The sequence below is a fragment of the Novosphingobium sp. genome (genome assembly GCF_049240505.1).
Classification (GTDB): domain Bacteria; phylum Pseudomonadota; class Alphaproteobacteria; order Sphingomonadales; family Sphingomonadaceae; genus Novosphingobium.
In genome coordinates, this window is record NZ_JBMLSM010000123.1 from 1 (window position 1) to 21,707 (window position 21,707).

Consider the following 21,707-nt stretch of genomic DNA (forward strand, 5'->3'; position numbering starts at 1 on the left):
GATAGAGCAACGGTTTCCTAAACCGTAGGTCAGGGGTTCGAATCCCTTCCGGGACACCACTTTTTGCTTCGCAGTCGTCCGAGATTGTCCGTAAGCGTCTGAAAAAAACGAATATTCAGAAGACGGTTGTCCGAGTTTGTTCGCCTGCGGGTATCGGCGTGCGTTTGGAGCCAGCGAAAATGCGGGTATTATTGCGGGTATTCGGTCGATACCCGCAAAGGCGTTACCCGCAATGCCACTTACAGACACACAGATTCGCAATGCCAAGCCGACCGAAAGGCAGTTCAAGCTGTCCGATGGCGGCTGGCTGTTCCTTGTCGTCATGCCATCTGGTTCGAAGCTCTGGCGCATGGCTTATCGGTTCCATGGGATCGAGAAGACCTTGTCCTTTGGTGGGTATCCAGAAGTCTCGCTGAAAGATGCACGCACTCGCCGGGATGAAGCCAAAGCGCTCGTGACGCAGGGGATAGACCCAAGCCAGAAGCGCAAGCTCGACAAGCTCAGTCACGCCGCCAGCATGGCCACCACGTTTGGAGGCATCGCCGAGGAGTATCTCGAAAAGCAGCGACGCGACGGGCGCTCGGAACGGACCCTTGAGAAGGGCCGCTGGCTTCTGGCACTGGCCCGCCCCGCGCTTTGGGACCGCCCCATCGCCGAGATCCGCGCGCCGGAGATCCTTGCCGTTCTGAAGAAGCTGGAGGCCAAAGGGCATCTGGAGAGCGCCAAGCGCGTTCGCGGCATCTGTGGCAGTGTCATCCGTTGCGCCATCGTCACAGCGCGGGCCGAGAACGATCCGACCCAGGGGCTTCGTGGCGCGATCAGCATGCCTAAGCCGGAGCATCGCGCTGCCATCCTCGATCCGGTGGCTCTTGGCGGCTTTCTGCGCGCGCTGGATGGCTTTGAAGGCCAGCCAGTGACACGAGCGGCGCTGCAGCTCTTGCCGCTCGTCTTTACGCGCCCCGGCGAACTGCGCTTGGCCGAATGGCAGGAGTTTGATCTGAAGGCTGCGATCTGGACCATTCCAGCGTCGCGAACCAAGATGAGGCGCGAGCATAGAGTGCCACTTGCGCCTCAGGCGATGCTCATTCTGCGCGATCTTCACGCCCTGACAGGTGGAGGCCGGCTGGTCTTTCCATCATTGCGCTCGCCGCAGAGACCCTTGTCCGAAAACACGCTCAACGCCTGCTACCGACGGCTCGGCTATGGAAAGGACGAAGTGACCGCGCACGGGTTTCGCGCGACAGCCTCGACGCTGCTGAATGAGAGCGGACGCTTCTCAGCCGACGCCATCGAACGGGCGCTGGCGCATCAGGATCCAGACGCCGTGCGACGCGCCTACCATCGCGGCGCATACTGGACCGAGCGCGTCGAAATGGCGGTTTGGTGGGCGGACTTCCTCGATAAGCTGAAGATTGGCGGAGATGTGGTCCCGCTTCGCGCTGCAGACCGACTCGCTGCCGAGCCATAATCGCCAAGGCAATCGACGAGGTGCGGCCGACGCTTATCGTGAGCATGGTCACGAATGGTCCAAAAGCGGAAATCCAGATGCACAAGCCGGAGGTCCGCTTTGCTCTCAATAACGGACCTCGTCAGCCGCACCTCTTAGGTCCGAAAAGTGCTGCCAAAAGCAGACATTCCAAGTATGACTGACGGGATACTTAGTCTTACCATAAGGGGGCATACAATGGATGAGCTGAACGTCATCATTTCGGGAGGTTTTTCGCTCGCGTATCACAATGTCCTGCCCGATTTTGAGCGAGCGACGGGCATTGATGTGACCACGCTGTCCGGTGCATCTCAAGGAATAGGTCCGAAAACCATAAAATACCAGCTTGAACATAGGACGGACATTGATGTCGTGATCCTCTCTAAGGAGGGACTGGAAGAATTAGCCGCAAAGGGCATTATCGTAGATGGATCGGAGGCCGGGCTGGCAACGACTCCTTTAGGCGCTGCCGTGCGTCTGGGAAGCCTCAAGCCTGATATAAGCGATATAGATGCACTGAAACAAACTCTGCTCGCTGCTCGTTTGGTAGTCATGCCCGGAAGTACCAGCGGTCTGTTTGTAAAAGATGAATTGTTTCCCAAACTCGCGATTGCCGACAAAGTGTCATTCAAGGTGGTACCACGGGGTACGGACTCCACAGCTATGCTGGCGGGCGGCGAAGCAGATCTAGCAATCGGTCCTATGAGCGAACTTGTTTATCAGCCGGGTGTTGATGTCTTAGGCCCGCTTCCTGAAAGTGTTCAGCTCGTTCAAGTTTTCACAGCGGCGATTGTCAACACTTCGCGGCACATGGACCAAGCCAGGCAGCTTATCGCGTTTCTAACATCAGATTTGGCCGAGGCAGCGATCAAAAAGTCTGGGATGGAATCCGTAAAGCATCACCGCTGATATTCGCCAAGTCAGCTTCGGGTCAAAACGGAAGTCGCCCCCTTGCGGCGGGAGGTCTGCTTTGATGCCCACATGAGCGGACATTTGGTCACGATTCGCCCGGCGTCATGGCGGGCAGCAAGGCCATCGTCGGCAAAACACAATCCACAAAGGCACTCGAAATTCCAACGCCGTTGCTGTGCAGCGCGTTGGCCACGGTCGCGCAATCCGCCGTCATGCGCGCGCGACAAGGGTTTCTCGCAGCGGCAAACACTACGATGTTTTGCCTGTGCTGCCGCGCTTGAGCCTGCCCACGGCATTCACCCGAATTCACCTCCGCTCGTACGCCCGGCGCGAGTAGTTTCGAGCGTCGGAGGGTAGGCAGGATGCAGAGGAAGCAATGTAAGCGCGGCGACTTCCTCTATCGGCAGTGGCCGGCCCGCCGTTAGGCTGCGCGGGATCTCACGCTCTACATCCTGTTCTTCTTTCTCGGCATCATTGACCAAGGGCAAAAGCGCGCTCGCAGTCTGGCGCTTTGCGCTTACGAATTCCCGCAAGGCACTGGAGCTCGCCCGCGACGGACTGGCCGATGCGGTCGCCTTCACGCCCTTCAACAAGCATGCGATGCGGCTCTTCGAGCCGAGCTGTGTCGACGAGATCGAGATCATCGGAGCGGAGCTGGGCGGCGGGCCGGGGCGCGAGTTCAACGTACTCGATCATCTGTCGAACGCCCGCATCACCTCGCATGTCCCGCTGTCGAAGGTCGCGAGCCTCATCACCCGGCAATCGGTTCTGAACGGACTGATCCTGACGGATCGCTGCATGCGCGAAGTGGGTTTCCCGCAGCCCCACATCGCCGTGGCCGCGCTCAATCCCCATGCGGGCGACGGCGGCATTTCGGTCATGAGGACGATGCCGAGATCGTGCCCGCGGTCGCCGGCGCCAAGGCGCGCGGCATTCTCTGCGAAGGGCCGTTCCCGTCCGACACCGTGTTCCTGCCCGCAAAGCGCGGCGATTTCGACGTAATCCAGACAATGTATCACGATCAAGTGCAGATCGCGATCAAGCTCATGGACTTCGAGAAGGGCGTCACGCTGATCGGCGGCTACAAGGTTCGGGTCCGCACGCCGGCCCACGGCACCGCCTACGACATCGCCGGGAAAGGCGCCGCAGGAGCGACACCAGGAGCCCAACTAGTCCGGCAGCTCGATCTCGACGAGCGGCGCGTGCTGCTGACCACCGTAGGAATCGCCATCCTCGCGGCTGCCTTGAGGATACGGGCGTGGGATGGAAATCTTGATCGCGAGCGCATCTGTGCACTCGAAGAACTGCACGTCCTTGACGTCGACGCCATAGAGCTGCGCGAAAACGGCTTTTGTCAGAACGCGTGAAGCAAGCACCCGGCGATAGGACTCGGGCGAGTCGAACATAACGTCGAAAGTTAGACTGAACGGCCCGGCGTTCTTCGAGCGGACTAGGCGTGCGATATCGCCAATGACGGTCAAATCAAACCTCCACCATCTCGGTGCGGAACATCTCGTACGGATCGTCGGGTATGACGACGTGGTTCAGGTTGAAGCGATAGACTGGGCCGCGGTTGACATGTGCGGGCGCCATCGGGAAGGCGAGCCCGCTGATGAGGCCGCGCCATTCGGGAATCGGGTAGTGCAGCGCAAAGTGCGAGAATGTTTTGGCGATTGAGTCTGTCGATGCTTCGTCCGCCGTCGTGATCGTGAAGAGTAGGCAAACCTCGTGGCTGGGCTTCTGGGCGAGTGGCTCAAGCTTGCCCATGACGCCGTCGCGACCATAGACGCGGACATGGATGTCGTACGCCTCCTTCTTAAGGCCGTTGGGAAAGAGTTCCTGCACACGTTCGTGAAATTTCGCTAGCATAGCCTCTAACCAACTATCGAGTTGCCGGATAATAAAGGGTTCGCGGACGCCACCGATGATAAGGGCCTGGTAGCCGTCCAACCGCGCCCCTTCGAGCTTGATGGTCGTCCGGTCGGAGGGCCTGAAGACGGATCCTCGCACTCTGACGGTGCGGTCATCCAGCGCCTCGTAGGTCGCTCCGTTCGAGTCGATCGTTCCTGACGGCTCGGTGATCAGAAACGGATCGGCATTCTCGTAGAGCGAGTGTGACGCGACGCTCTGCGGGGAGCAGCGCGCTTCCGGATCCATCGGCTCGATGTCGAAGTGATCGTCCCTTATCCATGCCATGATGCAGTCGGGTCGCTTTCGCTGCACGACTGAAGCAGTACCACACTCGATGATCTTTGCGGCATGCCACGCGGGGCCGGCGCCCGCGCCTTGCATGAGCGGCACTGTCGCGAACAACGATGTATCCGATGCGCGACCGGCGAGCACCACCTGGGCTCCTTGCTCGATTGCGCGAGCCAGTGGCTCATGACCCATCATGCCGACGATATGTTCGCTGGCGTCGATGATTTCCTCGTCTAAGTACGGCGCCGAGCTGAGTGGAACGATCCGACCTTCACGGAAGCGCCGCTTGATGTACGCCTTTTCCTGCTCGCTTCGGACGAGCGCCATCCGGAACCTCAACCCCTCCTCGCGCGCAATCTCCTCTACAATGCCGCTCATCCATTCGACACCGGCATCGCCGCCGCCGAAGCCGCACGAGCCAACGATCATAGGCACGTTCAGACGATCGCGGCCTCGTAGCATAAGGCGCAGATCGCGCTTGGTGCCCTCTCGCGAGAAATGCGGCTTTCCGCTGCCGAGATAGGCTGGGCCTCCATCGGTCGAGCCGGCGTCGCATGCGATGACATGAGGAGATAGGGAAACGCCGCGATCGAACGACGATTCGAGGAAACCCGAACCGAGCTGCCCCGACGCGGACAGCACTCGCACCTCTGTCATTTACTTCCTCCTGGGCGCCGCGCTACGTACTGTTAGCGGCGAGATTTATCCTGTATATTTCGATTATTCGAAATGCATATACAGGTCGCTCTTTGTCAAGGTGCCAATCGAAAAATGTCAAATCGTGACAGAGCTCCAAAGGACGTCGGTGGCTTGCCGCTGTATGTCCGCATCCAGGACAAAATACGTGCGGCGATCAAAAGCGGCTCGCTGATTGCCGGCGATCGCCTCTGGTCCGAGGCCGAGCTCGCGAAGGAGTTTGCGACGACGCGCGCGACGGTGCGGCAGGCGACTGACAGGCTTGAATTCGAAGGCCTGATCGTCCGCGAGCCTGGTCGAGGCAGTTTCGTTTCCGAAACGGCAAGGCTGCATGTGCCAATAGGGCAGTGGAGCTGCCTAACTTTCGAGGAGCAGGTCAAGCTAACAGGTCGGAGCGTGAGCTACAGTTCCCCCAGCCTGACGCTCGTCGATTCGCCAACGGGCGTGTCCCAGACACTCGACGTCGATCTCGATGCCAAGGTCTTTTGCATGGAGCGCTTGCGAGTCGTGGACGGACGCGCGATCTGCCTAGAGATTAGATATTTACCGCACTGGCTAGGATCGCACGTTACCGGCGCGATGCTGGAAAGCCGATCGACGCACGACTTTGTGGCGGAGATAATCGGCGAAACTCCGCCGACGATCGTCGTCTCGATTACCGCCGAGCTTGCAACGGAGCATGTCGCCGAGCGCTTAAAAATTCCCGAGAAGTCGGCCGTCAGCGTCCGTCGCAATACGATGCACCGTGCCAATGGTGACGTCCTTCTTTGTGGACGCTCGATCTACGTCGGAGACGTCAGTACAGATTATGTGCTGGGAAGCGAGCTGCCAAACCGCAACCAAAGCGCCGACGCCGGTCCCGCTGCCGCCGGCAGAAATCGAGGGAAGCTGCCCCGCGGGCGGCGAGCTTGACACCAATTGTATATGCCAATATTGAAATGAGTAGTCAAAAGACGTTAGCAGCTCCATGGCAGCAGGAGAGTTGCGCAGCACGGATAGGCGACGGTACACGATGCATCCATATTCTCGTTTTCTTGAAGGCAGGACGGCGATCGTCACGGGTTCGGGCAGAAATATAGGCAGAGCGATCGCGCTCGCCTTCGCCAGTTGCGGGGCGAACGTCGTCATTAACGGCCATCGAGATCGAGCCGCCGTCGATGCTGTCGTCAAGGAGGCTGAGGCGCTGGGGGTGAGCGCGATGGCGGCCATTGCGGATGTCGGCGACGCCGAAGCGGTGGCGCATATGGTGGAAGCGGCGCGCGACCGCTTCGGAGCGATTGACATCGCGGTGTCGAACGTCTCCCGTCGAAATCGGCAGGCGTTCGAAGATATCAGCCTCGACGACTGGCGCAGTACACTCAATATCAACCTTAATTCGGTCTTCTACCTTAATCGAGCGGTGTTGCCGCAGATGAAGCAGCGTGGGTGGGGCCGGCTGATCAACATTTCAGGGCACGACGGTTGGAATGGCGCCAAGAACCGCGCTCACAACGTCACCTGTAAGGCGGCCATGCACGCCCTCGCCAAGGCCATCGCACTAGAGTACGGCCCGTACGGAATCACGGCGAATACGATCGCGCCGGGCACGATGGATACGATCCGGGACGAGAAGAACTATCCGAACTACGTCGAGGAGTTCGAGAAGCGTCGGATGACCAAGATCGCCGTGCGACGTCTTGGCCGCTCGGAGGACGTCGCAGAGGCGGCATTGTTCCTGTGCACCGAGGGTGGCGGATTTGTCACTGGCGATGTGATTCACAGTAACGGCGGCGAGTACATGTTCTGATGCTGACCCGAGCAGAGGAACTCTTCAAAGCTCTCTGGGCGCTCGGCGATCTGCCCGAAGATCTGCTGCCAGCGGTCTCGCTGACGGGCAATGACCTAGTCATGCCGTCATCCTTTGCAGTGGCGGCCGTGGCAAAGGCGAGCCTTGCCGCCTCTGCCGCTGCCGCTGCCGCGATCCTAAGGCAGCGCGGCGGCCCGACGCAAGAGATTGGTGTCGATGCGTTGCACGCCCTCGTTGAGTTCCGGAGCGAACGCTATCTCCTACTCGACGGACAGCGGCTGCCGGAATATTGGGAGCCGATCTCCGGTCGTTATCTCTGCCGCGACGGACGCTGGATCCTCGTCCATGCAAACCTGCCCCAGCACAGGGAACCTTTCCTATCTCTGCTCGGGTGCGACGAGGACCGCTCGCAGACGGAAAAATTGCTCGCCGAGGGGTGGACCAGTGTTGAGTTCGAAGAAGCTGCGGGCCGCAAGGGTGCGGTCGTCGCAGCTATCCGCACTCTCGAGGAATGGGACGCGCATCCACAATCGAAGGCCGTCCTCGACCAGCCGCTGATCTCGATCGAACGTATCGGCGACGCACCACGCCTCGACTTGTCAAAGTCACAGCGGCCGCTCGAAGGGCTGCGCGTCCTTGAGCTCACCAAGATGATCGCCGGACCGACGTGCGGGCGAATTCTGGCTGGCCACGGTGCCGAGGTGCTGCTTCTCACAAGGCCGGGTGCGCCAACGATCCTACCGCTGTTTGCGACGACCGGGCTCGGGAAGCGTGCCGCGGAACTCGACATTAAGTCTGTCGCAGGCATCGCCAAGGTCAAGTCGCTTCTGCAGGATGCTGACGTGTTTATCCACAGCGTGCGGCCAGGGTCGCTGGAGCGGCTCGCGCTCAGTGCGGAAGAAGTCGCTAAAGAGGGGCGCGGAAAGGTCGTCGCCAGCGTCTCCGCCTACGGCACGGTGGGGCCGTGGGGAGGCCGGCGCGGCTTCGACTCCATCGTTCAAGCCGCGGTTGGCTTCAATCACTCGGAAGGCGAGGCGAACGGGACGGGGCAGCCGACCTCTCTGCCTGTGCAGGCGCTCGACTACGCCACGGGTAACCTGTTGGCGTTCGGCATCCTCGTCGGGCTGCACCGCAGGATGACGGTTGGGGGAAGCTGGTCGGTCAAGGTTGCGCTAGCACGTACTGCAGCATGGCTTCGTGAGGCGGGTCGCGTCGACAGCTTTTCCGGCACGGTTCCGCCGCTCGAGGACGTGATGCCGTTCATGACCGAGGTGGAATCAGGCTTCGGGACGCTGACGTTGGTGCGCCCCTCCGCCATTCTTTCGGAAACGCCGATGCGCTGGGCGTTGCCCTCAGTTCCGCCGGGCACACATCCGGCCCTCTGGGGTTACTAAAACGCACATAACGCCGCGCGATCGCAGACTCATCGAGACCAACAATCGGAGGAAGGAAACCCCAATGAAGAAAATCGCATCGTCACTGCTCGCCGCCGCGTTCGCCTTGGCCCTGCCCTTGGCCGGTCCTGCGCTCGGTCAGGAGGAGTTTCGCATCATGGCTCCGGCAGGCCCGGGCGGCGGCTACGACCAGACCGCACGCTCGATGCAGCAGGTCCTGATGGAACTTGGGCTCGCGAAGGACGTGCAGGTCTACAACGTGCCCGGCGCCGGTGGCACGATTGGCCTCACCCAGTTCGTCCGCCAAAACAAGGGCAATCCAGGCGCCATGATGATGTCTGCCGACACGATGATCGGTGCCACAATCACCAACAAATCGCCGGTCGGCATCGACGCCGTGACGCCGCTCGCGCGGCTTACCAGCGACTACCATATCATCGTCGTACCGACATCTTCCGGCCTTAAGACCATGGGAGATCTCGTCGCCATGCTGAAGAACGATCCTGGCAAAGTCTCTTGGGCAGGCGGATCGGCCGGCGGTTCCGACCATGTCGCCGCGGCCTTGATCGCCCGGGCGGTCGGCGTCGAACCCGGCAAGCTCAACTACGTCGCTTTCTCGGGCGGCGGCGAGAGCCTGGCCGCAGTGCTCAGCGGTGCCTACACGGTCGGCATCAACACGTACAGCGAGCTTTCCGGTCAGGTCCAGACCGGCCGCCTCCGCGCCTTGGCGATTGCGTCGCCGGCACCCGTTCCAGGCTTTAATGCCCCTACCCTGAAGCAGTCCGGTATTGATCTTATTACCCGCACCTGGCGCTTCGTCGCCGGCGCTCCAGAGTTGACGGCCGCGCAGCGCACTGCCGTCACTGAAAAGCTGACGAATATGGCGCGCTCGGCGCAGTGGGCCAAGATCAGTGAGAGCAAGGGCTGGCAGGGGGACTTCCTAACCGGCGCGCAGCTCGATGCATTCGTCGCCGACGAGAAGAAGAACATCACTGCTGTGCTGGTCGAGCTCGGCCTCGCAAAGTGAGCCCTCGCAAAGTGAGCCAAAAGCCCGCCGGGGGAACTGACAGGACTGGCGTCGTCGTCGGCGCCGGCCTTCTCTGCCTCTCGGCGCTGATCGTTAGCCAGACCCTCTACGCGACTTACTCCCCGGGCTACGAGAGGGTCGGTCCGAAGGCTTTCCCGTTCGGGATAGCTCTCGGGCTTGGCCTACTTGGCCTTGTCGCGGTCGGAAGGGCGCTGTCCGGTCGGGACAAGCATGCCGAACACGAATGGCTGCACTTCGCACCCGCGCTCTGGGTCATCGGCGGACTACTCCTGCAGATCGGACTTCTAGCGTCGGGCGCCGGATTCATCCTCTCGACAGCCGTTTTGTTCGGCCTAGTGGCCCGCGGCTTCGGCCGAAGACCGCTTGCATTGACGCTATTGGTCGGCGTGGCCGTCTGCCTTTTCCTTTATGTCGCCTTCCATTTCGGGCTAAAGCTCAGTTTGCCGAAAGGCCCCGTCGAGCGCTTGATTTCGTAGGGTCATATGGAAACGCTGAGCTATCTTCTCACCGGACTCGGCAGCGCCTTACAGCCGAGCAGCCTCGTCTACGCCCTTCTCGGCACCCTACTCGGGACAGCCGTCGGCGTCCTTCCAGGTATCTCTCCCTCGCTCACCGTCGCGCTTCTGCTGCCCGTCACGTTTAAGCTCGATCCGGGTGGATCGCTGATCATGTTCGCCGGCGTCTACTATGGCAGCATGTACGGAGGATCGACCTCGTCGATCCTTCTCAACACTCCAGGCGAGAGTACCTCGATCGTGACCGCCATCGAAGGGAACAAGATGGCTCGAGCCGGGCGCGGTGGCCCAGCTCTCGCAACCGCAGCCATTGGGTCTTTCGTCGCAGGATCGATCGCAACGCTCGCGCTTGCCTTCTTCGCACCTTATGTCGTCGAGATTGCCATCGGTTTCCAGCCATCCGACTATTTTGCGCTGATGGTTCTAGCCTTCACCACCGTCTCGGCTGCGTTTGGCAGTTCGGCCACACGGGGCCTTACGAGTCTCTTCATCGGACTCGCGCTTGGTGTCGTTGGCATCGACCAGCAGACGGGCCAGCAACGGCTCGCCTTCGGCATCCCCGACCTCTATGACGGCATAGGTGTCACGACGGTCGCCGTCGGCATGTTCGCGATTGGTGAGGCGCTCTACGTCGCGAGCCAGAGCGGGTTTGCCAAAGAGCAGGTTCAAGCGGTACGCGGGTCCATCTGGATGACTGCGAGCGACTGGCGCCGCTCGGTCATGCCCTGGCTACGGGGCACCGCGATCGGCTTCCCAATTGGGGCCCTGCCGGCGGGTGGCGCCGAGATTCCAACGTTCCTCTCCTACTCGCTCGAAAAAAAGCTGTCGCGACATCCCGAGGAGTTCGGCCACGGTGCGATAGAGGGGGTTGCTGGGCCGGAGGCCGCCAACAATTCCTCGGCAGCGGGAACACTCATGCCCCTCCTCACGCTCGGCCTGCCGACGTCGGCGACGGCGGCGATGATGCTCGCGGGCTTCCAGCAATACGGTCTCACACCCGGCCCGCTCTTGTTCGTCACGCGGCCGGATCTCGTATGGGCGTTGATTGCTAGCCTGTTCGTTGCGAACTTCATGCTACTGATCCTCAATCTTCCACTTATTGGCCTGTGGGTTCGCCTGCTGACCGTACCGACGCCGTGGCTCTACGCCGCAATCCTGACGTTCGCGACGCTCGGCGTGCTAGGCGTAAACCCGTCTCCAAGCGAACTCGCTGTTCTGTTCGTGCTAGGCATGCTCGGCTTCGCAATGCGGCTGTTTGACTATCCGATAGCGCCTGTCGTCGTCGGGCTTATTCTTGGACCGCTGTCGGAGCAGCAGCTCCGTCGCGCGCTCTCCGTTAGCCAGGGCGATCCCGGCATACTCGTCAGCACTCCGCTCTCGGCTGGACTGCTGATGTTCTCGGCCGCGATCCTGTTATGGCCGCTCTTCGCATACGCCTTCCGCATACGCGGCCCCGTTATCTCAAAGGGTGATTAACCGGGATTGAGGTCGCAGCATCGCCACCGGGGCGAGCGTCACGTCACTTCCAAGACCAGAGTGCCTGGTTAAGGCAGCCGGAGTAACTGCGAGACTGGGTCGCTGAGGCATTGCCAAGTTGTTGAGAGCTGCTTTCAGTGGTGCAGTTGTGGCGATTTCAGGCGACCATTTCGCCACAATAGTCGTTCCACAAACCGAAGGCGTCTGCTCGTGCGTGGTGGTATGAGCTGGCGGAGAGGTGATAGCGGCGGGGTCGGAAGATCGTGTTGATCTGATCATGGGCGGACAGAAATCGTTACACCTGCCGAAGGGATTTGGAGTGGCCCATGATCTTCTCCCGTTTTCGGGTCGGCCTGTGGCTGCCCTCGATCCTGGTGTTCAAGCCCTTGTGCGCCCATTGATCGGCCTGTGATCGGCCTGTTGAGCAAGGTTCCGGATTGGCTTGGTGTAGCTGCCGAGCTTGTCGGTGACCACAACACTTGGCTTGCCATAGCGCGATCAGCTTCTTGAAGAAGCGCCTGGCTGCTTTTGTATTGCGCCGCCGCTGCACGAGAATATCCAGCACGTCACCATTGGCGTCGACCGCTCTCGACGGCCAATGGTTGACGCCGTTGATCACGATGACGACCTCGTCCAGATGCCACTTGTCATTCGGCTTTGGTCGACCGCGGGCATAGGCGGCTTGGGACATGCAACCCGAACCGGTTGACCCAGAGCCGCACCGATTCACGGCTCACCGCAGCGCCGCGCTGGCCACAAGGTCCTCGATATCCGCTGTGCTCTGCGCGAACCGATGATCAGTCCAGACCGCATAGGCAATGATCTCACGAGGATAGCGAAAGCCCTTCAGGCGTGGAAATAATGATGGTCGCTTCATCCAAAGCCCATACCCCGCTCAGCCGAACCAAACAACTTGGCAATGTTGCCCAGCCACTCCGATCACTTACAACACTTTGATTCTTATATTATAATATTCCATCTTCGTCACGAATTGCTGAGGCTATCTGGGAAATGCGGACTAATTCAACTTGGCTCAAACGCCGAATGCGCGACCGTAAGGCCACTCACGCTGTGACGAGCAATCAAGTCGGCGACACGGCCGGACAAAATCTCGGCCGCAACGAAGCGGGTCATCTCCTGCAAGGCGGCCTCATTTCGCCGCGGCGTGCCCATTGCCTGCTGTACCGCCATATAGCGGCCCGGCAACATGCGTGATCCGGGGATTGCCGCGGCGTCGTCGAACAGCCGTGGTCGCAGGCCCGCCAAGGCATCGAGCTTCTGCTCCAGGAAGACGGATACCGCTTCCTCGAAGGTCTTCGCCCTCACCAGCTCTGCGTGCTTGATGTTCCGGTCCAGCCAGAGGCCATAGGCGGTGCGGTCGGTGACAGCGATGCGCCGGCCGGGTTGGTCGACCTCGGCGATTGCCTCGAGTGCCGAGCCCGGAGGAACAAGATAAGTAGCCTCGATCTCGGCATAGGCCGGCGTGAAGGCAATCACCTCGGCGCGCTGTGGCTCCGCACCGATAAGGGCAATGTCCCATTCGTCTCGCGCCGCGGCATCGGCCAATAGCCCTGGCGACGCATAGCTGACGTAGCGCAATGCGACGCCCAGTTTCTCTGCAAAGGCCCGCGCCATGTCGGGCGAGACTCCGGCCGGTTCGCCATTCTGCGTACGGCTCGACACCAGCAGGAAGTTAGACAGGTTGATGCCGGCACGTAGCACGCCCGAGGGGGCGAGCAGCTGCACGATCTCGGGGGATGCTGTTTCCGTGTTCACCATCGATGTCATAGCTTGTCTCCTTGGAGGGGTAACTGGGGCAGATTCTGTGGCGGTCAGGCTGTGGCGTTCTGCCGGACGAGAACGGCGAGTTCGGGTACCACGCCTACGCGGGTGAGGCGATCACCGAGGTATGCGTAGAACGAGACGCCGAGCTTGCTGCAGGTTTTCAGCAGCCCGAGCAGGATGTCGCGGGCCTTGCGCCCGGCGTCGCTGATGGTTCCGCTATCACGCCAACGCCATTTCAGCCGTCGAGATGATCAATGAGCTCATCGCGTTGGCGAAGGATCTGCAGGAAGCCCGACGCCGTGGCGAGGAACAAGGGTTGTCACAAGGGGAAGTCGCGTTCTACGACGCGCTCGCTCAGAATGAGAGCGCCATACAAGCGCTTGGCAACGATACCTTGCGTTTGATTGCCCACGAACTGCTTGACCAGCTCAAAGCAAACGCGACGGTCGATCGGCACAAGCGCGAGAGCGCCAGGGCCCGGATGCGCGTGCTCGTGAAACGCATTCTCAAAAAGTATGGGTATCCGCCTGATTTGGCGGATGATGCAGTCAAGACCGTTCTGGAGCAGGCTGAGGTGCTGTTGCGGCAGCTGGTATGACGATGGAGCTGTGAACCAGGACGCCATTTGACCCCCAATCGGCTCCAAAATACGCTCCAGCGGAATTTAAAGCGGGTAACATTGCGGGTATCTCAATATCGCATTTTATTTTCTTTAAGTATTATCAATAATTTAGTATCGCAGTACGGCTCCCTTTCGGCGCCACTTTTTGCTTCTCAGTCGTCCAAGATTGTCCGAGGTTGTTCGCCTCCGGGTATCGGCGTGCGTTTGGAGCCAGCGAAATTGCGGGCATTCTTGCGGGTATCTGGCCGGTACCCGCAATGCCACACACTGACACGCACATCCGCAGTGCCAAGCCGGCCGAAAGGCTAACAAGCTCTCCGATAGCGGCTGGCTATTCCTTGTCGTCATGCCATCCGGCTCGAAGCTCTGGTGCATGGCTTACCGGTTCAATGGGATCGAGAAGACGTTGTCCTTTTGGCGGGCGCACGTCAGGCGACTTGCAGGCGCACACTCGCACTCAAGGTCGCAATAACTCTCGTAGGAAGCCAGTTCGAGCGCATGCGGGCTTGAAGCGGCCGTGATACTCTGAGTATAAATCGAACTAAGCCGGGAGCCATGTGAGACTCCCCGGCAAAAGGGAGACGCGACCCATGAATATGACCCGCCGAACGGGCCTTAAGGTCTTGGCGTTCAGCGCCACACTGGCGCTAAGCGCCGCCCCGGCCCTGGCCCAGACCCAGGTTACCTTCCAGCATCCGATCGGGATCAACAGCCATTACGGTGCCGGTACGACCGCCTTCAAGGAAACTTTCGAGCGGCTGACCAACAACCGGTTCCGTGTGATCTATCAGCGCAACGACAATGAGCGCGAGACGATCGAAGCTGTGCAGATCGGCACCATCGAGTGCACCATCACCTCGACTGGCCCGGTCGGCAATTTCGTGGCAGAGACCCGCAATCTCGACGTGCCCTTTCTGTTCCGTGACACCGCCCATGCCCGCGGCGTGCTGGACAGCACCATCGGTCAGGAACTGCTGCAGCGCTTCCCTGCGCGCGGCATCGTTGCGGTGGCCTGGCTCGAGAATGGCTTCCGCCACATGACGAACAGCCGGCGCGAGGTGAACACTCCCGCCGATGTACGTGGCCTGAAGGTGCGAACCATGGAAAACCCGGTGCACATGCGTGCCTTCCAGACACTCGGCGCGCTGCCGACCCCGATGGCGTTCAGCGAACTGGTGCCGGCGCTGCAGCAGGGTACGGTGGACGGGCAGGAAAACCCGATCCCGGTCATCCTGAACAACAACCTGAACCAGGTGCAACGCCACCTGACGCTGACCGGCCACGTCTATTCGCCGGCCATGCTGCTCTGCAGCCCGGCTTTCGTGAACCAGCTGAACGCGCAGGATCGCGCGGCGCTCGTGCAGGCCGGGCGCGATGCGGCAGTGGCAAACCGCGCACGCGTCACCTCCGACGAGCAGACCGGCGTCGACGAACTGCGCCGCCGTGGCATGACCGTGGTGACGCAGGTGGACAGCGCCGCTTTCCAGGCCGCGCTTGCCTCTGGTTCCGCACAGATCGAGCAGGGTCTCGACAGCGCTCTGCTCAGCCGCATCCGGGCTTGGCGCCCCGGTTCGTGAGCCTGGCTGAATTGGCCTGACCAGGGGCGCAGGGCTCAAAACCCTGCGCCCCTTTCTTTGCCGTGCTGGAGAACCGATGAACGCGATCAACGTCATGCCCCTGCAGGTGACCGCCGTCGCGACGGTCGCTGCCGTGGGCTTCGCTTTGTGGGCGGGCCACCAGGGCGGCCAGCCCAGTGGCGCGCGCGCCGTGGCGCGCCGCGCCGTTCTGACCCTCGATCGCTTCACGACCGAGATCGCGGCGATGATCGCCTGCCTTGCGCTGACCATCGCCGTGGCTGCTGGGGCCTGGCAGGTGGTCGCCCGCTTCGCGACCGAGACACCCTCCGCCTGGTCGGAAGCCCTGGTTCGCGTCGCTCTGATCTGGATGGCTTATCTTGGCGTGGCGGTCGCACTGCGTGCCGGAGCGCTGGTCTCGATCGATGTCACGCATCGTTTGACGAGCGGCACCTTGCAGCGGACGATCGAAGCGATGGGTCTGGCCTGCGTGCTCTCCTTGCTGGGCGTGATGTTCTGGTTCGGCTGGGCCATGGTCGAACGCGTACAGTTCCAAACCATCGCCGGTCTCGAGTTCTCGATGGCCTATGCCTATGCCGCAATCCCGCTGGGTGCGCTGCTGGCCATGGTGGGGGCGATGGCGCATTTCCTCGACCGCCGGTCGGAAGAACTGGAGAACGCGCAATGAGCGGCATGATGCTCACCGTGATGCTCGTGCTGTTTGCAGTCAGCGTCCCGGTTGCGGTGGCGATTGGCCTGGCCGCCGTGGTCGGGCTCGCGGGCTTCACCAATTTCCCGCTGGTTGTCGCGGCGCAGCAGCTTTTCATCGGGCTCGACCGCTTTCCCCTGGCGGCGATCCCTTTCTTCATCCTGGCCGGCAACCTGATGGATGTCGGCGGCATCTCCCGCCGGCTGGTGGATTTCGCGAAGTCTATCGTGGGCGGCATCCAGGGGGGACTGCCCGCGACCTGCGTGCTGACCTGCATGATTTTTGCCGCGATCAGCGGTTCTTCCGTCGCGACCACCTTCGCAGTCGGCGCGGTCATGATCCCGGCGCTGGTACGCGCGGGGTATCCCGTGGCCTTCGCCGCAGCCCTGCAGGCGACCGCCGCCGAACTCGGCGTGATCATCCCGCCTTCCATCCCGATGATCCTCTACGGTGTCAGCACGCAGACGAGCATCCCGGAGCTGTTCATCGCAGGCTTCGGGCCGGGCATCCTCATCTCCGGTTCACTGGTCGCGACGGTGCTGATCTGGTGCCGCATCAAGGGCTGGGGCAAGAACGATGGCGAAGGCCGCCTGCCCTTCCTGGTGGCATTGAAGCAGGCCGGCTGGGCGCTGTTGATGCCGGTGGTGGTGTTGGGCGGCATTTATGGCGGGATCACCACACCGACCGAAGCCTCGGTGGTCGCGGTGGTCTATGCGATCATCGTTGGCATGTTCATTCACCGTGAGATCCGGCTGCCCAACCTCTACCCGATCTTCAAAAAGTCGGTGATCAGTTCCGCGGTGATCATGTTCATCATCGCCGCCGCGACGCTGTTCTCCTGGCTGCTTAACCGCCAGGGCGTGCCGGACATGGCAGCCGAATGGCTGGTGAAGACCTTCGACAATTCGCAATCGTATCTGCTTGCCGTAAACCTGTTCCTGTTCGTGGTCGGCATGTTTGTAGAGACCTCGGCCTCCATTATCGTGCTGGCCCCGATCCTGGCGGAGGCAGCGCAGCGGCTGGGCATCGACGGCGTCCATTTCGGGACGATCATGGTGGTCAATCTGGCAATGGGGATGATCACGCCGCCCTTCGGTGTGAACCTCTTCGCTGCCGCGCAGGTGGCGGGCACCAGCATCGACAAGATGATGCGGTACCTGCCCATCTTTATCGGCGTGATCTTTGCCTGCCTGATGGTGTTGTCCTATGTGCCTTGGATCACGCTGGCGCTGCCGACGCTGGTCTTCCGGTGACAGGTTAGATCACGTGACGGGGTGTCGTAGGCAGATAATCTGAGACAGTTCAGACAGTTTTCGAAGGGAGGCACGGCTGGCCGGTCGGTGACGCCAGAAAGCCAAACGCGTCGTCAGCGGCCTTGAGCGGCGATCTTGCGCAACTGGCCTACCAGAGTGCTTTGGTCGAAAAGCGCGACCGCCTCCTGGTCCCTCGCAAACGCCAGGGCTTCAGAAGCGAGGGCTGGTCGGGCGTAGACGAACCCTTGAACGCGGTCACAGCCGAACTCTCTGAGGATATCCACCTCAGCCTCCATTTCGGCGCCCTCGGCGATGACTGTCATGCCGAGGCCACGCCCCAGCGCGATGATGCCCTCAAGCAGCTTGCGCTTGCGCAGCGAGGTCACGATGCCGTCTACGAAGACCCGGTCGATCTTGAGCTTGTCAAAGGGAAGCTGTGTCAAATATCCAAGCGACGAATAGCCGGTCCCGAAATCATCAAGCGCCAACGTGACGCCCAATCGCTTGAGAGCTGTCAGTGCACGCCTGACGCGACCTTCCGAATGATCGGCAAACAGGCTCTCGGTCAGTTCGAGGCAAAGCAAATGCGGTGGCAGGCCTGTCTCATCAAGGATTCGAGCAACATCGTCTTCCAACTCCGTCTGCCAGATTTGCGCAGCTGAGACGTTGACGGAGACTTCGCGAGGTGGGTGACCCAGATCCAGCCAGAGCTTCGCCTGCACTGCGCTCTCGCGCATGATCCATAGCCCGATGTCACTGATCAGGCTGGAGCTTTCGGCGATTGGGATGAATTCGGTCGGAGAAATGTAGCCGCGCGTCGGATGGTTCCAGCGCATCAGCGTTTCAAAGCCGACGACCTGGTTGGATGCCAATTCGACCTGCGGCTGATAGCGCGTCTCAAGGCCGAAACCGCCCGCAGCGGCATGACGCAGATCACGTGCAAGCGCGGTCTTCTGCTGCACGAGGTCGTTCATGTCGCTGTTGAAGCATGCGAAGCGCCCGCGCCCTTCTTCCTTGGCACGATAGAGCGCAAGATCGGCGTGGCGCAGCAATTCCTCTGAATCCCTGCCGTCACTTGGGATCCGGACAATGCCAATGGACGTGCCGATATGCACCTCGCCGCGATCAAGTTCGACTGGTTTGGAAACAACGGCAATGATGTCCTGGGCAATCCGTTCTGTCAGGCCGCTTTCGGTGCAATCGGGGATGATCACCGCGAACTCGTCTCCACCCAGCCTTGCCAGGAAGCAATCGCGCCCGATCACGCGCCCGAGGAGGTGGGCCATCTTGGCCAGCAATTCGTCGCCGGCAGCGTGGCCCAGCGAATCGTTGACCTCCTTGAAGCGATCAAGATCAAGCAGCAGCAGGGCTGCCGAGACGCCGGAACGATGGGTTCGCTCTAGAACATCATCAATCTGCCGACGGAACAGAGCGCGATTGGCAAGTCCGGTCAAAGGATCGTAATAGGCCAGCTGCTCGAGCTGTTCCTCTGCCTGCTTGCGCTCGGTAATGTCCTGGATCGTGCCGGAAAAGCCTTCGAGCTTGCCGTTTCTGTCGAGGATGGCCTTGCTGGTCACGGCAAAGTCACCGGTTGATCCGTCACCGCGGCGGATCTTGACGTCGACACTGCGCACATCAAGCTCCCGGGCGACGATCGCCTGGGATTGCAGGACGCGATCCACACCATCGCCGACATAAAGCTTCAGGACTGCCCGTCGCGTCGGGTAGAAGCTCGCCGGATCCAGCCCAAGCAGATGAAAAATCTGAGGCGACCACCACAGCGTCTCATCGCCGATCCGCCAGCTCCAGTCGCCCGTCCTTCCAAGCTTCTGTGCTTCGGTCAACTGCTCTGTACGTTGCTGAAGCTGCAGTTCGCTCAGCTTGCGGTCCGTCACGTCCTGGATGATGCCGAAGGTTCCGATGAACTCGCCGACTGGCGTATGTTCGAGGTCCACCCGGAGCTGGAAATAGCGCAATTCGCCGTCGCTCGGGCGCACGTGGCGGTACTCTCGATCCATGATAGTGCGGCCAAGTTCCAGATCCTTCATCGCGGCGACGAACGACGCGCGATCATCAGGATGCACCTTCGCGGCCAGTCTGCGCAGGTCAGGTGTCCGGTCACCGGGCGCAAAATCGAGAATGTCGTAGACTGACTCAGACCAGACCGACTCGCCAGTTATCGCGTTCCAGCTCCAGTGACCGAGTTTGGCGACCTCCTCCGCACGTTCCATGAACAGGCGCTGTCGGGACAACTGCTCGCGCTTTGCCATGTCGTCGGTCACGTCCGAGGCACTGCCGCGGTAGCCCATGAACTGGCCGGCTATGTCGAAAACAGGCTTGCCGCTGGCCCTGATCCAGGCAGTGCTCCCGTCCTCATTCGATACGCGGTAGAGCATGTTCTGGAACGGCTGCCGCGCCGCCAGGACTGCCATGTGCCGCTCGAGCACAGGCCGGTCGTCAGGCTCGACGGGCAGGTCGATCCGGCGCTTTCCGATATAATTCAATGCGCCAAAAGTTGCGGGGCGGCCCATGAAGCTCGCCGGATCGATGAAACGGTGCTCGGCGTCTGTTTCCCAGCACCAGTCTGCTGATGTCGCCAGGAAATCGCTGACGCGTCGCTCGTTTTCCTTCAGTCGCTGCTCTGCCAGCCGTTCACTGGTGACATCCTTGTGCAGCGCGATCCAGCCACCACCCTTGAGCCCGTTGAACGTGATATGAACTACACTGCCATCAGCCAGATGACGAACCCGCTCGCAGTGCCCTTCCGCCGCAATTTCGGCGAGCGCTGCCGTGGCATCGGCGACAACGGCCTCCTCAGCATAGATCCCGCGCTGGGCGGAATTGGACACGACGTCGAGCAGGTGTACGCCTGGCGCAACAAAGCTAGGGTCAAGCCTGTAAAGCTCGGCGTATCGTCGATTGGCCATGACCAGCCGGTTGTCGGCGTCATAAAGGCACAAACCCTGCGGCAGGCTTTCGATGGCTCCGACGAAGCGGTCGTTCTGGAGTTTGAGCGCCAGGGCCCTGGTCTCGATCTCTCCGGTCAGCGCTTCATTTTCCTCGATCATCAGAGCGATCGAGCGGTCAGTCATCCGGCGGTCACGGTCAAGGTCCTCATAGCTTTTGCACACGCGCGCAATCAGGCTGTCTGCATCAAGCAAACCGCTGTCGGATGTTGCAGCAGCAATCTGGCGGGCGAGGAGGCGATGCACGTATGCGTGTCTCGTGACTGCAAGGCGGTTCAAGACAATGTCCACCCGGAGACAGGTGCATTGACAATTCACCGATAGTGAGCACCTAAAATTGTGAAAAATCCGTCATTGCAAGAACTGGAAAAAATACAACGCGCTCGAATTCGTCACAAAATAATTTCAGATTCAACGATTACGTATCTCAATTAAGATGAATAACATTTTAAGATCAATTTGTCAGCCGATCTGGAGGGCAATATAGTTAATTACTGAAGGAAAAGGATTTGCTTCCGGTCGCATGCAGAGGCGGCTCGGCGATTCTGGATAGCCGGGATAAATGGAATTTCTGCCTGAGAGCGGCATGGGATGCGCTGCGAACAAGAGCCGACATGGCAAGACGAACACGCCGGAACCACACCCCGGCTTTCAAGGAGAAAGCGGCGCTGGCTGCAATCAAGAGCGGGAAGACGATGTCAGAACTGGCGCAGCAGTTCGACCTCCACGCCAACCAGATCAGGCAGTGGCGGGACCAGCTTCTGGCAAGGGCGGTCGGGGTGTTCGGCTCCCAGGCGCAGGCCAAACCACAGACACCGGCCATCGACGTGAAGACCCTCCCTGCCACGATTGGAGAGCTGACGTTGGTCAACTGTTTTCTGGAAGGGGCAGTCGGCAAGATGGGCCTTCTGAGCGCAAGGCGATGATCGACCGTCAGGATGACCTGCCAGTGAGCTGGCAGGAAAGGAGCTCGGCATCAGCCGGGGGAGCAGCTACTTGCCGCATGCGACCAGCACCGCCGATCTGGCCCCGATGCAGCGGATCGATGAGTTGCATCTCGACGATCCGTTCGCAGACAGCCGAATGCTGTGAAGGCTTCTGCATGTGAATCGGCTTCGCAGATTCCCCCCTTTAGGCGGCCAGCAACGGCCACGTTGCTTCTGCAGTTTGTTGGACAGCCCTGATCCAGGGGAATCGTTTCAGGTTGATTTTCTTTCTGTCTGATGAGTTGTGCGAGATAGTCCTGATTGAGATTGGCAAGTTTCCGTCTGTTTTTGAGGCTGTGG

16 protein-coding genes and 4 pseudogenes are annotated in these 21,707 nt (G+C 60.6%); 15 read left to right on the top strand and 5 right to left on the bottom strand.

The window, feature by feature from the left end:
* Window positions 1-136 precede the first annotated feature (136 nt).
* The 3 genes and pseudogenes from ACOVQ0_RS10550 to ACOVQ0_RS10560 form a co-directional block, all read left to right on the top strand.
* Complete coding sequence (locus tag ACOVQ0_RS10550; protein ID WP_421884031.1) at window positions 137-1,468, top strand: tyrosine-type recombinase/integrase; 1,332 nt, start codon at window positions 137-139, stop codon at window positions 1,466-1,468.
* A 216-nt stretch (window positions 1,469-1,684) separates the two neighbouring features.
* Window positions 1,685-2,395 (top strand): substrate-binding domain-containing protein, encoded by a 711-nt coding sequence (locus ACOVQ0_RS10555; protein WP_421884034.1) that lies wholly within the window; start codon window positions 1,685-1,687, stop codon window positions 2,393-2,395.
* 477 nt (window positions 2,396-2,872) lie between these two features.
* A pseudogene (locus tag ACOVQ0_RS10560) lies at window positions 2,873-3,492 on the top strand (4-hydroxythreonine-4-phosphate dehydrogenase PdxA); the annotation flags it as partial.
* A 75-nt stretch (window positions 3,493-3,567) separates the two neighbouring features.
* Here the strand turns inward: ACOVQ0_RS10560 and ACOVQ0_RS10565 are convergent.
* Together ACOVQ0_RS10565 and ACOVQ0_RS10570 are read right to left on the bottom strand one after the other, a co-directional pair.
* A complete protein-coding gene (locus tag ACOVQ0_RS10565; protein ID WP_421884036.1) occupies window positions 3,568-3,879 on the bottom strand; it encodes a DUF4387 domain-containing protein in 312 nt (103 codons plus the stop codon).
* A 1-nt stretch (window position 3,880) separates the two neighbouring features.
* Complete coding sequence (locus ACOVQ0_RS10570; RefSeq protein WP_421884039.1) at window positions 3,881-5,254, bottom strand: acyclic terpene utilization AtuA family protein; 1,374 nt, start codon at window positions 5,252-5,254, stop codon at window positions 3,881-3,883.
* A gap of 153 nt (window positions 5,255-5,407) precedes the next feature.
* On the opposite strand from ACOVQ0_RS10570, the gene ACOVQ0_RS10575 reads away from it, so the two are divergent.
* From ACOVQ0_RS10575 to ACOVQ0_RS10600, 6 genes are all read left to right on the top strand, one after another.
* A complete protein-coding gene (locus ACOVQ0_RS10575) occupies window positions 5,408-6,205 on the top strand; it encodes a GntR family transcriptional regulator (RefSeq protein WP_421884043.1) in 798 nt (265 codons plus the stop codon).
* Between the two features lie 100 nt (window positions 6,206-6,305).
* Window positions 6,306-7,079 carry an SDR family NAD(P)-dependent oxidoreductase gene (locus ACOVQ0_RS10580; RefSeq protein ID WP_421884046.1) on the top strand — a complete coding sequence of 258 codons (774 nt, stop codon included), beginning with the start codon at window positions 6,306-6,308 and terminating at the stop codon, window positions 7,077-7,079.
* On the top strand, window positions 7,079-8,473 hold the full coding sequence (locus ACOVQ0_RS10585; protein WP_421884048.1) for a CoA transferase: 1,395 nt from the start codon (window positions 7,079-7,081) through the stop codon (window positions 8,471-8,473). Before ACOVQ0_RS10580 ends, ACOVQ0_RS10585 begins: the two co-directional genes overlap by 1 nt.
* Before the next feature lie 64 nt (window positions 8,474-8,537).
* Entirely contained in the window at window positions 8,538-9,500 is a 963-nt protein-coding gene (locus tag ACOVQ0_RS10590; protein WP_421884050.1) for a Bug family tripartite tricarboxylate transporter substrate binding protein, read from the top strand.
* Window positions 9,501-9,511: 11 nt separating this feature from the next.
* Entirely contained in the window at window positions 9,512-9,997 is a 486-nt protein-coding gene (locus tag ACOVQ0_RS10595) for a tripartite tricarboxylate transporter TctB family protein (RefSeq protein ID WP_421884052.1), read from the top strand.
* 6 nt (window positions 9,998-10,003) lie between these two features.
* A complete protein-coding gene (locus tag ACOVQ0_RS10600; protein ID WP_421884054.1) occupies window positions 10,004-11,512 on the top strand; it encodes a tripartite tricarboxylate transporter permease in 1,509 nt (502 codons plus the stop codon).
* 295 nt (window positions 11,513-11,807) lie between these two features.
* Here ACOVQ0_RS10600 and ACOVQ0_RS10605 read toward each other — a convergent pair whose 3' ends face one another.
* Window positions 11,808-12,203, bottom strand: a complete 396-nt coding sequence (locus tag ACOVQ0_RS10605; protein ID WP_421884057.1) for a DDE-type integrase/transposase/recombinase — start codon at window positions 12,201-12,203, stop codon at window positions 11,808-11,810.
* Window positions 12,204-12,535: 332 nt separating this feature from the next.
* Entirely contained in the window at window positions 12,536-13,300 is a 765-nt protein-coding gene (locus tag ACOVQ0_RS10610; protein ID WP_421884060.1) for a transporter substrate-binding domain-containing protein, read from the bottom strand.
* 223 nt (window positions 13,301-13,523) lie between these two features.
* Here ACOVQ0_RS10610 and ACOVQ0_RS10615 point away from each other — a divergent pair.
* The 5 genes and pseudogenes from ACOVQ0_RS10615 to ACOVQ0_RS10635 form a co-directional block, all read left to right on the top strand.
* Window positions 13,524-13,895 (top strand): annotated as a pseudogene (locus tag ACOVQ0_RS10615) (type I restriction enzyme endonuclease domain-containing protein); the annotation flags it as partial.
* Window positions 13,896-14,232: 337 nt separating this feature from the next.
* Window positions 14,233-14,391: pseudogene (locus ACOVQ0_RS10620) on the top strand (Arm DNA-binding domain-containing protein); the annotation flags it as partial.
* Window positions 14,392-14,509: 118 nt separating this feature from the next.
* A complete protein-coding gene (locus ACOVQ0_RS10625) occupies window positions 14,510-15,496 on the top strand; it encodes a DctP family TRAP transporter solute-binding subunit (RefSeq protein ID WP_421884063.1) in 987 nt (328 codons plus the stop codon).
* Window positions 15,497-15,572: 76 nt separating this feature from the next.
* Complete coding sequence (locus ACOVQ0_RS10630) at window positions 15,573-16,181, top strand: TRAP transporter small permease (protein WP_421884066.1); 609 nt, start codon at window positions 15,573-15,575, stop codon at window positions 16,179-16,181.
* Entirely contained in the window at window positions 16,178-17,455 is a 1,278-nt protein-coding gene (locus tag ACOVQ0_RS10635; protein ID WP_421884068.1) for a TRAP transporter large permease, read from the top strand. Before ACOVQ0_RS10630 ends, ACOVQ0_RS10635 begins: the two co-directional genes overlap by 4 nt.
* A 113-nt stretch (window positions 17,456-17,568) precedes the next feature.
* Here ACOVQ0_RS10635 and ACOVQ0_RS10640 read toward each other — a convergent pair whose 3' ends face one another.
* A complete protein-coding gene (locus ACOVQ0_RS10640; protein WP_421884070.1) occupies window positions 17,569-20,700 on the bottom strand; it encodes an EAL domain-containing protein in 3,132 nt (1,043 codons plus the stop codon).
* A 335-nt stretch (window positions 20,701-21,035) separates the two neighbouring features.
* Between ACOVQ0_RS10640 and ACOVQ0_RS10645 the strand changes: the two are divergent.
* Window positions 21,036-21,510, top strand: a pseudogene (locus ACOVQ0_RS10645) (transposase); the annotation flags it as partial.
* Between the last annotated feature and the right edge of the window lie 197 nt (window positions 21,511-21,707).

Excerpts from the sequence above, each read along its gene's own strand:
- ACOVQ0_RS10555 (WP_421884034.1), top strand. The coding sequence starts at position 1,685 with ATGGATGAGCTGAACGTCATCATTTCGGGAGGTTTTTCGCTCGCGTAT.
- ACOVQ0_RS10570 (WP_421884039.1), bottom strand. The coding sequence starts at position 5,254 with ATGACAGAGGTGCGAGTGCTGTCCGCGTCGGGGCAGCTCGGTTCGGGT.
- ACOVQ0_RS10580 (WP_421884046.1), top strand. The coding sequence starts at position 6,306 with ATGCATCCATATTCTCGTTTTCTTGAAGGCAGGACGGCGATCGTCACG.
- ACOVQ0_RS10585 (WP_421884048.1), top strand. The coding sequence starts at position 7,079 with ATGCTGACCCGAGCAGAGGAACTCTTCAAAGCTCTCTGGGCGCTCGGC.
- ACOVQ0_RS10590 (WP_421884050.1), top strand. The coding sequence starts at position 8,538 with ATGAAGAAAATCGCATCGTCACTGCTCGCCGCCGCGTTCGCCTTGGCC.
- ACOVQ0_RS10600 (WP_421884054.1), top strand. The coding sequence starts at position 10,004 with ATGGAAACGCTGAGCTATCTTCTCACCGGACTCGGCAGCGCCTTACAG.
- ACOVQ0_RS10605 (WP_421884057.1), bottom strand. The coding sequence starts at position 12,203 with ATGTCCCAAGCCGCCTATGCCCGCGGTCGACCAAAGCCGAATGACAAG.
- ACOVQ0_RS10610 (WP_421884060.1), bottom strand. The coding sequence starts at position 13,300 with ATGACATCGATGGTGAACACGGAAACAGCATCCCCCGAGATCGTGCAG.
- ACOVQ0_RS10625 (WP_421884063.1), top strand. The coding sequence starts at position 14,510 with ATGAATATGACCCGCCGAACGGGCCTTAAGGTCTTGGCGTTCAGCGCC.
- ACOVQ0_RS10630 (WP_421884066.1), top strand. The coding sequence starts at position 15,573 with ATGAACGCGATCAACGTCATGCCCCTGCAGGTGACCGCCGTCGCGACG.
- ACOVQ0_RS10635 (WP_421884068.1), top strand. The coding sequence starts at position 16,178 with ATGAGCGGCATGATGCTCACCGTGATGCTCGTGCTGTTTGCAGTCAGC.